This window comes from Massilicoli timonensis (genome assembly GCF_900199515.1).
Classification (GTDB): domain Bacteria; phylum Bacillota_I; class Bacilli_A; order Erysipelotrichales; family Erysipelotrichaceae; genus Massilicoli; species Massilicoli timonensis.
Genome location: NZ_LT963434.1, coordinates 258,630 through 273,096 on the forward strand (window position 1 = coordinate 258,630; position 14,467 = coordinate 273,096).

The 14,467-nt window shown below is 43.6% G+C and carries 15 protein-coding genes; 4 read left to right on the forward strand and 11 right to left on the reverse strand.

What is annotated here, in order from left to right:
• Nucleotides 1-8: 8 nt before the first annotated feature.
• The 4 genes from C1712_RS03265 to C1712_RS03280 all read right to left on the reverse strand — a co-directional run bounded on the left by C1712_RS03265 (nt 9) and on the right by C1712_RS03280 (nt 2,910).
• Nucleotides 9-920 carry a sporulation protein YqfD gene (locus C1712_RS03265; RefSeq protein ID WP_102266753.1) on the reverse strand — a complete coding sequence of 304 codons (912 nt, stop codon included), beginning with the start codon at nt 918-920 and terminating at the stop codon, nt 9-11.
• On the reverse strand, nt 913-1,110 hold the full coding sequence (locus tag C1712_RS03270) for a YabP/YqfC family sporulation protein (protein ID WP_178199953.1): 198 nt from the start codon (nt 1,108-1,110) through the stop codon (nt 913-915). The genes C1712_RS03265 and C1712_RS03270 overlap by 8 nt, the downstream gene beginning before the upstream one ends.
• A gap of 80 nt (nt 1,111-1,190) precedes the next feature.
• Nucleotides 1,191-2,363: an alanyl-tRNA editing protein gene (locus C1712_RS03275; RefSeq protein ID WP_146003307.1), complete on the reverse strand. Its 1,173-nt coding sequence runs from the start codon at nt 2,361-2,363 to the stop codon at nt 1,191-1,193.
• 34 nt (nt 2,364-2,397) lie between these two features.
• On the reverse strand, nt 2,398-2,910 hold the full coding sequence (locus C1712_RS03280) for an NUDIX domain-containing protein (RefSeq protein ID WP_102266759.1): 513 nt from the start codon (nt 2,908-2,910) through the stop codon (nt 2,398-2,400).
• A 306-nt stretch (nt 2,911-3,216) separates the two neighbouring features.
• Between C1712_RS03280 and C1712_RS03285 the strand changes: the two genes are divergently transcribed.
• Entirely contained in the window at nt 3,217-3,897 is a 681-nt protein-coding gene (locus C1712_RS03285; protein WP_102266761.1) for a gamma-glutamyl-gamma-aminobutyrate hydrolase family protein, read from the forward strand.
• Here C1712_RS03285 and C1712_RS03290 read toward each other — a convergent pair.
• From C1712_RS03290 to C1712_RS03315, 6 genes are read right to left on the reverse strand one after another with little or no spacing between them, the layout of a single operon-like run.
• A complete protein-coding gene (locus C1712_RS03290; RefSeq protein WP_102266762.1) occupies nt 3,837-4,391 on the reverse strand; it encodes a YqaA family protein in 555 nt (184 codons plus the stop codon). The genes C1712_RS03285 and C1712_RS03290 overlap by 61 nt on opposite strands.
• Before the next feature lie 41 nt (nt 4,392-4,432).
• Nucleotides 4,433-5,215: an HAD-IIA family hydrolase gene (locus tag C1712_RS03295; protein ID WP_102266765.1), complete on the reverse strand. Its 783-nt coding sequence runs from the start codon at nt 5,213-5,215 to the stop codon at nt 4,433-4,435.
• 27 nt (nt 5,216-5,242) lie between these two features.
• Nucleotides 5,243-6,385 carry an MFS transporter gene (locus C1712_RS03300; protein ID WP_102266767.1) on the reverse strand — a complete coding sequence of 381 codons (1,143 nt, stop codon included), beginning with the start codon at nt 6,383-6,385 and terminating at the stop codon, nt 5,243-5,245.
• Nucleotides 6,386-6,427: 42 nt separating this feature from the next.
• Nucleotides 6,428-6,940: a 5-formyltetrahydrofolate cyclo-ligase gene (locus C1712_RS03305; protein ID WP_102266769.1), complete on the reverse strand. Its 513-nt coding sequence runs from the start codon at nt 6,938-6,940 to the stop codon at nt 6,428-6,430.
• Entirely contained in the window at nt 6,930-7,346 is a 417-nt protein-coding gene (gene sufU, locus C1712_RS03310; protein ID WP_102266771.1) for a Fe-S cluster assembly sulfur transfer protein SufU, read from the reverse strand. The genes C1712_RS03305 and sufU overlap by 11 nt, the downstream gene beginning before the upstream one ends.
• 10 nt (nt 7,347-7,356) lie before the next feature.
• Nucleotides 7,357-8,583 (reverse strand): aminotransferase class V-fold PLP-dependent enzyme, encoded by a 1,227-nt coding sequence (locus C1712_RS03315; protein WP_102266773.1) that lies wholly within the window; start codon nt 8,581-8,583, stop codon nt 7,357-7,359.
• A 184-nt stretch (nt 8,584-8,767) separates the two neighbouring features.
• On the opposite strand from C1712_RS03315, the gene C1712_RS03320 reads away from it, so the two are divergent.
• Both C1712_RS03320 and C1712_RS03325 read left to right on the forward strand, forming a co-directional pair.
• The gene (locus C1712_RS03320) at nt 8,768-9,748 is read left to right on the forward strand and encodes a peptidylprolyl isomerase (RefSeq protein ID WP_102266775.1); all 981 of its coding nucleotides are present in this window, start codon (nt 8,768-8,770) and stop codon (nt 9,746-9,748) included.
• 13 nt (nt 9,749-9,761) lie between these two features.
• Entirely contained in the window at nt 9,762-10,631 is an 870-nt protein-coding gene (locus C1712_RS03325) for a peptidylprolyl isomerase (protein ID WP_102266777.1), read from the forward strand.
• A gap of 20 nt (nt 10,632-10,651) precedes the next feature.
• Here C1712_RS03325 and C1712_RS03330 read toward each other — a convergent pair whose 3' ends face one another.
• Entirely contained in the window at nt 10,652-12,160 is a 1,509-nt protein-coding gene (locus C1712_RS03330) for an IS1182 family transposase (RefSeq protein ID WP_102266779.1), read from the reverse strand.
• 259 nt (nt 12,161-12,419) lie between these two features.
• On the opposite strand from C1712_RS03330, the gene C1712_RS03335 reads away from it, so the two are divergent.
• Nucleotides 12,420-14,150, forward strand: a complete 1,731-nt coding sequence (locus C1712_RS03335) for an IS1634 family transposase (RefSeq protein ID WP_102266373.1) — start codon at nt 12,420-12,422, stop codon at nt 14,148-14,150.
• Nucleotides 14,151-14,467 lie beyond the last annotated feature (317 nt).

Here is a 14,467-nt window from a genome sequence, read left to right on the forward strand (position 1 = left end):
TCCTTCTGCTAACGCGGTGTCGAAATGTCTTGATAACAAGTATAGAGCACCGTCATCGTTATTGTACCCCCTTCTTTTTGAAATTGCAAAATATTTTCATCTTCGATGCGATCATCACGCAGAAAGTGCTTGGAAACTTCATTGCGGGCACGAAACAGCAATCGATAAAACTGCAAAGGCTTGGGGGCCGCATCCTCTTTCATCGTAACCGTTACTTCTTCAAAGGTATAAGCGAATACGGTTCCTTCTACATAGATTTGTTCATTTTTACCATTGCTGTTGATCAATACATTTTCGACCAGCACATCGCCTTTTTTCACAAAATCATTGATATGCACTGCTTTTTCTCCATGCTGTAAAGCGAAAAAAGCGATCACGCCATCCCTTTGCGCGATCAGCCGATCGGCAGCGGGCGTATGGATCTGCGCATGGTCCTTTGCCGTATAGGAGATCTGTAAGCGGCTGCCGCTGCGGCGTACCTCAAGCCAGTTTAATTGATCCTTGAATTGTTCTTTCAGCTTGTTTTGCAGCTGTTCCTCATCTAAACGAAAGCGAGGCAGTGTGATCTGTTCCTCTAAATATGACTGTATCGCTTCCCGCATTCTTATCTCACCGTCCAGCGTGATCGCAAAGGTCGTCTGCGATAATAGATACCAAAGCGCCGCACACAAAATGATCGCTAACAGCCGATTGGGACGAAACAAGATCGATCGCAGCAGTTTCCATGTCTTGATCGCTTCAACACTGGCGTTTGGAAAGCAGGCGGCGATACGGGCATGCTGAAATAAAGACGCATGGAAAATGATCGTATGTTCCTGAAAAGACAGCTCACTGATCGCTAGACGCTGCGCTTTGACCGTTTGAAAAAAAGCCGTCTTTGTCGCTTTCACCTGCCACTTTTCCATCAGCAGTTTATTCATCGCTCAGCTCGACCTTTCTAAACTCGCCCTTGATCCAGATTTCCTCCTCATCCATTGCACTCAAGGAAAGCCGCTTTCCTTCGATACACAACCGGCGCTGTTTCATCTGTATCAGGATCTGCTCTTCATTTACCGATATAAGCTGCGTATAAGGATATACGCGCATTTGATTGGTATTGATCTGGATCAAGAACATCACCTCGCTTCAGTGTATGCGCCGCTGATCCAAAAAATGAAAGCAGTCCTTCGCTTTTGAAAGACTGCTGTTTTTTAGGTTAGGTCCTTTGCCAATTCTTGCAGATAAGCGAGGATCCCTGCCTCATAAGCACCGCCGCCCTGCGCCATAAAAGGACTGCCGCCGCCCTTGAAGGCAAAGCGTTTGCCTACCTGCTGAAATAGCGCATTGGCCTTAAAAGTCATCGACGGTGCATGTGCGATCACCACGTGTGCACGCGCTTCATGATGACATACACATAATAGGCTCTTTTCATAGTTTCGCACCAATATCGAGCACAGGGAAGTAAACATCTTTGTATCAAGATCATCTATTTCCGCAACGATCAATGGTTCCTGATGTGTTTCAGCCATCTGTTTCGCATACAGCTCCACATACTGATTTTTCCAGTTCTGCTCTTCCTGCTTAGCTGCTTTCAGTTCATTTTGTAAGCGATCCACGCCCGCTGCGCTCTCTAATAGCGGCACTGCCAGTTTTTTGGCGCAGCTGCTCAGTGCTTCCAACTGCTTGCCATAGGTGTGAAGCAGCTGATCTCCGCATAAAAAGTAAATCCGGTAGCCGCGCGTCGTTTTTTCAAAGCGCTGAAACTTGATCATTTGGATATGGCGAAGGCTTGGCACCTGCACACATCCGCACATATTATAGTCAATATCGCCGATCTTGACCGCGCGCAGCTCCTCATGATCCGTTTTTTCCAGCGCAACATGGCGAAGCGCCTCTTCCTTGGTAGGATACACGATTTCCACCGGCAGATCCATACAGATATACGCATTGCATAACTGTTCCAGTTCTTCCATCAGCGCATGATCGAACGCTGTAAAACCCATTTCCGCACCGGCTTCGACCGCATCATTAAAAAATGAAATCGTCGGTGCATGATAGCGTTTGTTCATGATCCCGCACATCAAATGCTGCGCACTGTGAATTTGCGTCTTGATGCGCCGATATGCCACATCGACCTGCTGGGTCACGACGCCTTCCAAAGGTTCTTCCACCAAATGATAAATATGTCCGTTTTCCCATTTCAACGCTTTTACCGTGAGATCATTTAAGGTGCCGCGATCAGAAGCCATGCCACCCCCTTCCACATAAAACACACTTTCCTCACAGGCGATCCAATAGCCCCTTTCCTCTTTGATACGATCGATGACTTTGCTTTGCAGCGAAGTTTTCATCCAGTCATCATAATAGCGATTCAACAATCTCATCACCTCTTTCGTTCATTATATCATAAACAGCCGTTCATTTACTTTTTTGTTTCAAATATGCCGCAAAAGCACAGGCATCTCTTTGTTGAATGAGTCGATTGATCCCCTTTGCCCGCTCATTTTCCAATATCGGCAGCACTTCCCCTTCTTTCAGCCAGACTACCTCCGCGATCAGCATTTGTTCAAGCGGCGTGCGTTTGATCTGTCCGATATTTTCCCCTAAGCGCACCGCATAGAAATGAGAATGGGTTTCCCGCTTGATCAGATAATAACGATCAACGATCTCTCCGATCGCTCCAATGATCTCACAGGTATAGCCGCTTTCCTCCATCACTTCCCGATGAATGGCCGCTTCTTCACTTTCGTTCTCCTCAATGCCGCCGCCGATCGTTTCTAAATGATCGCGCTGCCCAAACGCATCTTCTCCGACGATTCGCAAAAAAGCATATTCATCATGATCATTTACCGCGATCACCCGCACAGTATGACGCACCTCAGCGATTGCTTGTTTTTTCCATACCGTATCTTCCAGTTTTGCCAAAATCATCGTCTTCACTCCTTATAAAAGAAAAAACAGCCACCCGTGTGACTGTCTTTTCGGCGACATTGATTTGATAATTTTTTTTGGGGGAGATTCATGCAAATTCCCTTATTTGGGTGGGGGAAGATGGGAATAAGCACACTCAAATCAATGTCATGTTAATAATACCTAAAATCTATTCTGTTTGTCAATAAATTTCTACTAAAAAAAGTCGCTTTCTTATTATTTTTCTGATCTTCTACGCATTTTGTGGATAATCCTTCCCTTATTTTCCATTTTTCTATAACCGCATAGTATGAAATGAGGTGAAGTATGAAAAAAATCGGGATCGTCACAAGAACAGAAGCGCTGGAAGGAATCGAAAGGACCTTTGTGAATGACAGTTATGGAAACGCCATTCGTAAAGAAGGATGGTTCCCCGTATTTTGCAATGAGATCGCTTTGGCGAACTGGTATGCCCAAAATCTGGATGCGCTGCTCATACCCGGTGGCTTAGATATAGATCCGCTTTACTATCAAAAGCAATGCGATCCGGCAACAAAGCGTTATCCAAACCCCATTGACGCACTGGATTTTGCTTTATTGGAAGCATTCTTACAGGAAGGCAAACCGATACTAGGCATCTGCCGCGGCTTACAGGTCATCAATGTCTTTTTTCGCGGTACGCTGAAACAGGATATCAATACCGATGATCATGAACGCGATCATCTTCATGAGGTCACGATCCTGCCCGGTTCTTTTTTATCCTCTATGCAAAAGCCGGTCATGGAAGTAAACTCTTACCATCACCAGACCATTGACCGCTTAGGAAAAGATTTGCGGGCGATCGCCGTTCATCGCGATCAAACGATCGAAGCGATCATACACAAAACATTTTCGATCCTGGCGGTACAGTGGCATCCGGAAAAAATGGAGGACGATGTCATCATTCCTTATTTTCTGCATGCCTGTGCCACTTGTCGCTTTCCTCTCCACCAGCGCCATAAAAAATAAACGATGATAAGCAAAGAAAGCCAGTTTAGGAAGCGATCCAGCGGTACTGACATCGCCATTTCCTTGGCAGCGTAGCAGACCAAAAGCGAACGCATAAAACGAGCGATGCCATCACTGAGCAAAAAAGGAAACAGCGGCATGCGCATCAGTCCGGCCAAATAGGCAAGCAGAAAGTCAGGAATTGGTGTGATGCCGCCGATGATCACAGCGATGATCCCATAGCGCTTCATGATCCGTTCCCCTTTATCAATATCCGATGTACTCGCCAAATGCTGCAGGATCTTTCTGCCAAAGCGCCATGCCAAAAAATAGCCGACCGCGCCGCCGAGCATCGTGCCGAAACTGCCGATCACACAAAAGAACAGCCAGTATGCGGGAAGCTTCAAGCATAGCGGCAGTAACACGACCTCCAATGAAGGGAGCGGTAAAAAGGCCTTCAGGCAGGCATAAAGAAACAACGCCACATTTTGATAAAGAAAAAACATACCTGTCATGATGTTCTCACCTGCTACAAGGTATGTTTTTTCTCTTGCTTTTATTCGTCATCCATACAGGCGAACAGATCATGATAGCATGCACTCGGCGCAAATGCATAGCGTGCACAATCCGCAGCGGTGTGCACACCGCTTTCCACCAAGATCGTTTCTACACCATGCAGCGCCCCAAAAGCGATGTCAGTTTCCATATTATCGCCCAAAATGATACAGTCTTCTTTTTGCTTATTCAGATAGGCCAGCGTTTCCTCCAGCATAGGCGCGTATGGCTTGCCCAGCTTTAAGGACTCCTGTTCGCTCGCATAAGCAAGCATTTCTACGATACTGCCGTTCCCGATCAGAAAATGATCGCCATCCGCCAAGCGTCGATCACAGTTCGTGCCGATCAGCTTTGCCCCATTCCACAACTGTTCAAAGGCCTTGGAATAATCCATATACGTTTTAGAGCGCGACAAACCGACAAATACAAAATCACTGTGATCATCCACGATCGTAAAACCATTTTCCAGCAATGCTTCCCTTAATCCGTCCTCACCGATATAGTAGGCGTTACGCCGATCACTCATTCTTGCGACATAACGCGCCGCTGCCATGGCACTGGTAAAAAATTCATCTTCTTTGATGCCATGAAACCCCAACGCTTCCATATGTGCAACATTCTGCTTCTTCGTGCGCATGGCGTTATTGGTAACGAAGCAATAAGGGATTTTTTCTTTTTGTAAATAGCTGATCAATTCGATCGCACCGGGTATCTGCTTTTTGCCCCGATACATCGTTCCATCCAGATCGATCAGCCACGTTTTATGCTTCCATCGTTCTTTCATATCCTCATTCCTTTCTTTTTTATTATATCATGCTTTTGCCTGCGGCTTCAGTTTTTTTCGAAAGCCGATCAGAAACGCAAACGGTGCAAGATTGGCGGCCGCAAACACATAAAGCGTCAGATCATAGCCCAGCCAATCGATCAAAGCGCTGCTGATCAGCGGCGTCAGTAAACCGCTTAATCCAACAAAGATTGCCAATGCAAATAACTGGGCGCTGCTGCGCAGACTGCTTTCACAAATATCTTCGATGATGAGCTTGCTGACGAGGGCGACGATCGGCAGCGTTACGACTTGTAAAAAGGTAATGCCGATGATGAAATAAGGATCCTGTGCAAAGCCATACAAAAAGAATTTGATGCCATACATCACGACTGCCACTAATAAAAGCGTATAGGCATTCACCTTTTTTAACAGCCGATTCGCACCAAGCAGCAGCGGCACCTCCATGATCGACTGTACTGCCCATTTGATTGCGATCACATCGTGGCTTGCCTTTAAGGCGACCATTTTATCCACGACGATATACTGATCGCCGTTGCCGATCAAATAGATCATGAAAAAGACAAACACAAAGGCGAGATAACGGCGATTGCGAAACAGCTTTTTGATTTCTTTTAAGCTGTAATTGCTTTCAATACGCACATCCTGCAATTTTCGAAAGAAGAACAGCCAAAGCACAGATACGATAAGCAGGCCGATTGCCAGCATGGGAAAAGAAGTGAGCGAAACGATCTGCCCTGCCGCGATCGCACCGACAGTAAAACCCAGCGCGCCTGCTGCTCTTAGCTTTGGATAATTTTGTTGATCCAACTGAAATAAATAAGTTTCCGTTAATCCTTGCATGATCTTTGCAAAACCGCCGACCATCGCACATACCAACAAAAGATAAGCAAATAAATCACCGCTGCTTAACACCATCGCCAAAGCAGACACAGCGAGAATCAAATAACCGATCAGTAAAAAACGCTTCATCTGATGATAGCGATCACAAAGAAGGCCGAAAACGATCTGCCCGATCGTCGCGATCACCGCCACAAGCGCCAATACGATGCCCCGCTGCTCAAGGGAGAACGCATGCTCCTTCAAAAAAGGGATCAGCTGGGTCGAAACATAGGAAAATACAAAAAAAGCCAGGAAATTCTGTATGTATAAAAGCGCGTTTCGCTTCATTGATTTCACTCCCTGGCTTTAGTATGTAACGCTTTGATTTGCTTATACGCGGGTGATTCCCGCAGGGGTAAGGATCAGATCCAGCTTTACATCAAGATCATGCGGCCATGTATCCGCTACCTTTTGAAAGCAGTAAGCAACGCCAATCTTCAACGCACTGCATTTTTTCAGATAGCGATCGTAATAGCCCTTTCCATAACCGATGCGATAGCCGTTTTCATCATAGGCGAGCAGCGGCACTAAAATAATGTCGATCTGTTTTGGATCCACGCTTTTGCCGATCGGTTCTTCAATGCCATAGCGGCCGCGTCTAAAATCATCCGGAACGATCATTTCCATATGCGTTTCATCCAGTACCCGCGGATAGCACCAGGTTCCTTTCGCAGAGGGCAGTATTTCCAATTCCGCACGAAAGGCCCGATACGATGCGATCAGCATATCTTCTTTCAACAATGTTTCCAGCCATCTGGCCGCTTGCTTGGAAGCCTGTTTTCGCTCGCTCTCGCTCAGTTGTTCGCGTTTTTTACGCATATGCTTACGAATTTCATCTTTCATCTTCCAACACCTGACGCATTGCCTTCCAGCTTAAAAACGCGCATTCCCTGCGATTGGCCTTCGTTGCGACGTCCGCAAAGATCGCTTCTTCCCCGATTCGCTCAGCTTCATACGGCTGCTGATCCAGCATGCGTTCATACGCCTCGATCTGCTTTAGTGCCGATTTGCGATCCTGCTTGCGCAGTTCTTCACACATCATGGAAGCAGCGGCGGTAGCGATCGCACAGGCATGACCGTAAAAGCAGACATCTTCGATCACATCATCTTGTATGTTTACCATCAGTGTCAGATCATCAGCGCACGTATGGCTGTAAGCGCGTACCGACACATATCGTTCTTCTTTCCGATAATGACGGGGATGGGTCGCATGTTCCATCAAAAGCGCTCTTTTTTTCATCGGATCCATCTGTTTCACCTCATTCCATATAAAGATCGACGCAGGCGTCCAGCGTGATCTTCTCACAAAGCGCTAAGAAGCGATCGATTTCTTCGATCGTATTATAAAATGCCAGACTGACGCGCAGCGTCGCCTTTGCATCGATCGCCTGCTTCAAAAGCCTTGCACAGTGCTGACCGCTGCGCAAGCAGACGCCATGCTTGGCGAAATAGGCGGCGGCATCCTGCACATGAATGTGATCGATCGTAAAAGCAGCGATGGGAATCGCACTGTCCTCATTCCATAACGTAACATGAGCGATCTTTTTTAATCCCGCAAACAGATGTTCTTTTAACTGTTGTTCCTTTGCTTCGATCACATCCAGACCGATCTTTTGCAGATAAGCGCATGCCTCACCGAAGGCGATCGCTCCTTCGATCGGCGGTGTACCTGCCTCATAACCTGCACTTCCTTCGCATAATACGATGTGCCCCGCTTCATCGAAATCGCAGTTGCTCGTACCACCGTAAAACGCCGGCTGAAGTACGGGGAACAGCTCCTTTTTCAAATACAAGGCGCCGACACCGGTCGTAGCGCCCAATTTATGTGCGCTGCAGGCAAACGCATCCACCTTGCTCGCTTTGACATCTGTTCTGCCATGCGCTGCGCTCTGCGCCCCGTCAACAAATAATAATGCGCCTGCTTCATGAACGAGCTCCGCAATCTGTGCGAGCGGCAGCCGATATCCCAGCACATTGCCGATTTCCGCTAATACCACTGCTTTGACCCGGCTGTGCAGAGAAGCTTTTAATGCCGGCAAAGAAAAACGGCCATGTGCATCAAGCGGGATATAAGCAACTTCGATCCTTTTGAACTGCTTTAAGTGCAGAAACGGCAAAATACAGGACGCATGCTCCGCATAAGTCGTCAAAATGACATCGCCGTCTGTCAACTGCGGCAGCAGGGCGTAGGCAAGCTGATTCATCGCCGCCGTAGTGCCGCCGGTAAAGATGATCTCCTCTGCCTGCGCATGCAGAAAAGAAGCGACCTGTTCCCTTGCCTGTTCATAACGCTTCTCCAGTGCCTGCGCCAATGGATAAGCACTGCGATGCACGTTTACGCTTTCTTTTTCATAATAGCGAACCAGCGCATCGATCACACAGCGCGGCTTCAATGCCGTTGCGGCATTATCAAAATAGATCAAATCCGGATGCTGATCAAAAAAAGGATAATTTTTTCGCAGCAGCGCATCTTCCAAAGCAAACACATCCTTTCTTACCGTATCATTCTATCATTGTTTGACCTTTCCGACAATTCTTTTCCCTTCCCTTTCCGTTTTTATTCAGTATCGTGTGAAAGCATGGGTTATGCAAGAAAGCATATGGGATAAATTGCATTCCCTATTAAAATCGGCTATAATGGTACGGAAACGATAATAAAGGAGGATATTCATGATCGAAGTGTTAAAAAAACAGTGGTTCGTTGTTCTGATCGCACTGATCTTCACGTCATTTGCGATCTATTATATCTATGACACCAATAAAGGCAAATTGCCCGGTAAATCCATAGATGGCAAAGATGTTGTTGCGACGATCGGCGAACAGACGATCACTGCCGATGATCTGTACGACGGCTTAGACAAAACGATGAGCGGCAGCGTCGCATCCGTTTATTTCAGCCGCTATGTAGCAGATCAAAGCGTAGAAACGACAGATGCACTAAAAGAAGAAGCAAAGACCAATGCAGAGGGCTATCGCTCTTATGTGGAACAAACCTATGGAACCGCTACGGACGATATGATCGCTGCATCATTAAAACAGCTGAATTTTGATTCTTTGGAAGATTACTTCTTGATCGAAGCAAAAAAGACGAAGCTGTATCAGGATTACTATGACAAGCATTTAGAAGAGCTGTTTCAGCCGCTGTGCGAGGAAAAGAACGGACGGGTGCTCTCACATATCTTGATCAAGATGGATGATGCGGAAAACCCGACGGAGGAAGAATTGGCAAAGATCGAAAAAGTTGATGCGGCGCTTGCCGAAGGCGAGGACTTTGGCGATGTTGCGGAAAAATACTCCGACGACAGCAGCGCATCAGACGGCGGTCTGCTCGGTTACAGCGATGATGACACCAGTTATGTAACGGCCTTTAAGGAAACGGCGGCTACCTTGAAAAAAGGTGAAGTCAGCGACTGGGTAAAAGTAACTTCTACCAATTATTCCGGCTGGCACAAGATCTTGTGCGTGGAAGACAGCTATGAAGGGATCATCGAAAATAAAGATGTCAAAGAAAGCATCTATTCGGCGATCGAAAGCGCCAACTCGACGATTCGCAGCGAGATCATCTGGAAAGCCGGTAAGAAACTGGACATCTCTTTCGCGGATAAAGAACTGAAAGCAGCCCTATTAGAAGCACTGGGCTTAGACGAGTAAGGAGGCGATCACAATGAAGAAATTATGGACTCTTGCCTTAGCGGCAGGTTTGCTTGCCCTTAGCGGATGCAGTGATGCTGTGGCTGAGATCAGCAACGGCAGCGAAGTCGTATTCAGCGTCGGTGATCGATCGGTTACCCGTGAAGATATGTTTACGACTTATAAATCCTCCGGCGCCAGCTATATCATTCAGGAAGCGACACGCTATATCGTCGATCAGGAAGTCGAAACGACGGAAGAAATGGAAAAACAGGCACAGGAGGAGCTGGACAACTTTAAGAACACCTACGGTGATCAAAGTGAATCTTATATCAAACTGGGCGGCTATCAGGATGAAAATGACTATCGCGACCGTTATCTGCTCTTAAACATCAAGACCAAGCAGCTGCCTTATGTGTTCATCAAGGACAATTTCAAGAGCCAGGCAGAAAAATATCACCCGATGAAGGTGCAGATCTTAGAAACAACTGAGTTAGGCAATGCGCAGAGCGCACTGGAAGCGATCAAAAACGGCGGTGATTTTGAAGAGAACGTCACTGCCTATGGCGATACCACCAACTTCAAGGGCGAAGCGGAGATCATCACTTCTCAGACAACTTCTCTGCCGGAATCGATCTTTGAGCAGTTAAAGAAGAATACCAAATCCGATTATCTGTTTGATGAAGTGCTTTCCGATACGACCACCGGTAAATACTATGTGATCCGTGTGATCCATGCCGATCCAAATGATTTTAAGGAAGAAGCAATAGAGGCAATGGCTTCGATCTCCACGATGCAGACGACTGCCTTTACCCATTATCTGAAAAAATATGACTTCCGCATTTATGACATCGACATCTATCAGGATATCAACGAATCACAGCCTGACTATATCGTACAGTAAAAACTGCTTCGGCAGTTTTTTCAGACTGTTGACAAAGTGGTACTTAAAAGTAAGTATCGCTTTTCTTTTTTAGTAAAATAATTTGAAATGGTATATTTTATTAGATTTATTAGATTTTGTGCAGGTTTAGAGCTATTTTTCCATCTCCACCTTGCCATTCTTTTCAGATTATGACACGCAAAAATCATCAGCGCTTGATGCTGATTTTTTAGTAGCCCTTTTAACCTTGTATATCTTAGATTATGGTGTTCCTTACAATCGCCAAATACTCGCTCAATGCTTTCTTTTCGTTTCGGATAGATTTCCTTCCATTCAGGTGTATGTCGTATCTCATCCATTACTTCTTCTCGATACTCTTCCCATACATGACGTGTGATTACCTTTTGATGATTCTTTGATTGCGTACATTTTTCTCTAAATGGACAATTCCTGCAGTCTTCCGGATTTGATTTATACTCCTTATATCCTAGTTTGTTTGTTGTGCTGTAATGCAGTACCTTATCATTTGGACACAGATAACAGTCAAAGCCTTCATCATATACCATTTCGTAACTGTTCTTTTTGAAAAACCCTTTCTTCGTCATTGGCCTTTTATAAGGAACATACATTTTTTGCTTATGTTCCAGTATGGTCTTACAAATTGCCGGTGTAATATATCCTGCATCTAAACATATATTCTTTATCTGTTCTCTATATTTTTCGCTCATTACCTCATATGCCGGAAAAAAGGATACGCTGTCATGCACATTCCCTGACACGCATAATGTGTAAATTACAAATCCATTCTTATCGCAGAATGTCTGATGAGAATATGCAAAGCATTTTTCTTTTTCCCCTTTATGAAAACATCCGCTTTCTGGATCCGTTCTGCTTACCTTGATGTGCTTTGTTTCTACATCTCTTTTCAGCTTGCCACTTTCTTCATCATAATTCAGCTCTTCTTGTTTATTGGCTTTTATTGGCTTTTTCCCATGCTTTTCACGGTCTTTATTGATCTCTGCCAATAGTTCATCTTCATACACTTTCTTTGCGATCATGACCTCTTCATCTGTATACTTATTTTTATTGGCGTTTGCTTTCTGGTGTGTGGAATCTCCAAATACTGTTTCCATATCTACGAATCCATAGCCAATAGCCTGTTTTAGTATCTGATCAAATATCTGTTCAAATACCTGACTGTCTCCATATCTTCGTATATAATTTTGACTCCATGTCGAATAGTTGGGCACTTGTTCTTCCATTGAGATCCCAAGAAACCAGCGATATGCCAAATTGACCTGTATTTCTTTACACGTTCTTCGCATAGATCCTATACCAAATATGATATTTATAAAAATCATTTTGAAAAGTACCACAGGATCGATGCTTGGTCTTCCAAAATCACTATATAGATGTTCGACTAATGGATAAATAAAACTCCAATCTATACAGGATTCCAGTTTCCTTACTTCATGATCTTGTGGTACTAGTCCTTCTATTGTATTCAATATGATACTATCGTTTTTGCTATTTCTTTTGGTCATTGCCATATGTAATCACTCCTAGCCGCGTCTTTATTATACCATTTTTTATGATACGATCGGATATATAAAAAACAAGAAGTGCCTCATGTTTTGCGAACTAGGACGAGGTCATCTTCTTGCGGGAGTTTGACACCTAAAAAAATAACAATATTCAAATAAAGGCTTAATCAAAAGCTTTTTTTATACTTTTTTTGTCAATTTTTTAGTTTTTGTATAGCGTATTGTGCCGTATTGTGTTATAATGTCGTTAGGTGGTGATCCTTCTATGCGTATCAATATTGTCAAATCTAAGAATGCTGAACAACTATATATTATTCACTCTTACAGAATAAACGGTAAGAATACTTCCAAAATCTATAAAAAACTTGGCTCTATGGATCAACTCCTTCCTCTTCATAACAATGATCGTGATCAGGTCCTTGCCTGGGCCAAAGAGCAGGCTCGTCTTGCTACCGAACAATATGATCAAGAAAATGAAAAAGTTTCTATATCTTTTCATCCTAATCTACATATCAAGAAAAATGAACAACATTCTTTTAATTGCGGTTATTTGTTTCTTCAATCTATTTGCTCTCAGCTTCGCTTCGATAATATCTTCCGCAACATGAAAACCCGTCATAACTTCACTTTCCCTATTCAATCCATCTTCTCCGATCTGATCTATTCTCGTATCCTTCATCCTTCCAGTAAAAAGAGCTCTTATGATTTCGCTCACACCTTGCTGGAACAGCCTAAATATGATATCCATCATATTTACAGAGCGTTATCTATTCTCGCTCAAGAATCTGATTATATTCAATCCGAAGTTTATAAGAACTCTCACTTCATTCATCATCGTAATACAAAGGTCCTTTATTATGACTGTACCAATTACTATTTTGAAATTGAAGAGGACGATGATTTAAGAAAATATGGAAAATCAAAAGAACATCGGCCAAATCCAATCGTTACGATGGGACTGTTTATGGATACCGACGGGATCCCTTTGGCTTTCGATCTGTATCCCGGTAATCAAAATGAACAGAAAACATTGAAGCCTTTAGAACAGAAGATCATTCGTGATTTTGATTGCAGTGAGTTTATCTATTGCAGTGATGCCGGTCTAGGTTCTCAAGATAATAAACTGTTCAATGATATGCAAGGACGTTCTTATGTTATTGCCCAATCCTTGAAGAAACTGAAGAAAGAAGATAGAGAAATTGCTTTGGATCCTACTCAATTTAGAAAAGTAGGAAGTAATCGATTGATCGATTTGCGTGAATTAGACGAAAGCGATCCATCTGTTTACGGAGAGATTTATTATAAAGAAGTACCTATCGAATCAAAGAAACTATCTGAAACGATGATCGTAACCTATTCGCCTAAATATCGTGCTTATCAAGCAAATATACGTCAAAAGCAATTAGAACGAGCACAAAAACTATTAAATACAAGCAAGAACATTAGAAAAGAGCGGAAGAACCCGAATGATCCGGCTAGATTCATAAAGAAAACATCCGTTACAGAATATGGAGAAGTCGCTGATCAAGTTATTTATGAACTAGATCAGGAAAAGATAGGACAAGAAGCAATGTATGATGGTTTCTATGCCGTTACAACGGATATAGATGGAAGCATAGAAGAAATTATTCAGATCAACCAAAGAAGATGGCAGATAGAAGAATGCTTTCGTATCATGAAAACAGAGTTTGAGGCAAGGCCGGTATATTTACAAAGAGAGGATCGGATCAAGGCGCATTTTCTGATCTGTTTCATATCACTGTTGGTTTATCGTTTACTGGAAGAAAAGTTAGATAAGGAATATAGCGTAGAACAGATCATACATACATTACGAGAAATGAATGTATGTGAGATAGAAGGATATGGATATATACCGACTTATAAACGAACCGATCTAACAGACAAATTACATGAATTGTTTGGATTTTATACAGATACCCAGATTATCAAACAGAAGAAAATGAGAAATATTATCCACAAATCAAAGAACAGATAAAAAAATACCACATATCGTTACAAAACGAAAACTCAAGATTAGCCTTTATTTATCAGCTTTTCTTGAGTTTTTTCATTGTCTAGGTGTCAAACTTGGGATTATAACATTTTTTATGATACGATCGGATATATAAAAAACAAGAAGTGCCTCATGTTTTGCGAACTAGGACGAGGTCATCTTCTTGCTTTTTTATTTTATCATATCTTTCCCTATCAGAAAAGAAAAAAACTGTTGACTCCTTTCACTTTGTCAACAGTCTGTAAAAACTGCTTCGGCAGTTTTTTTCTTTTCAGGAAATGAGGGATATGATAAAATGA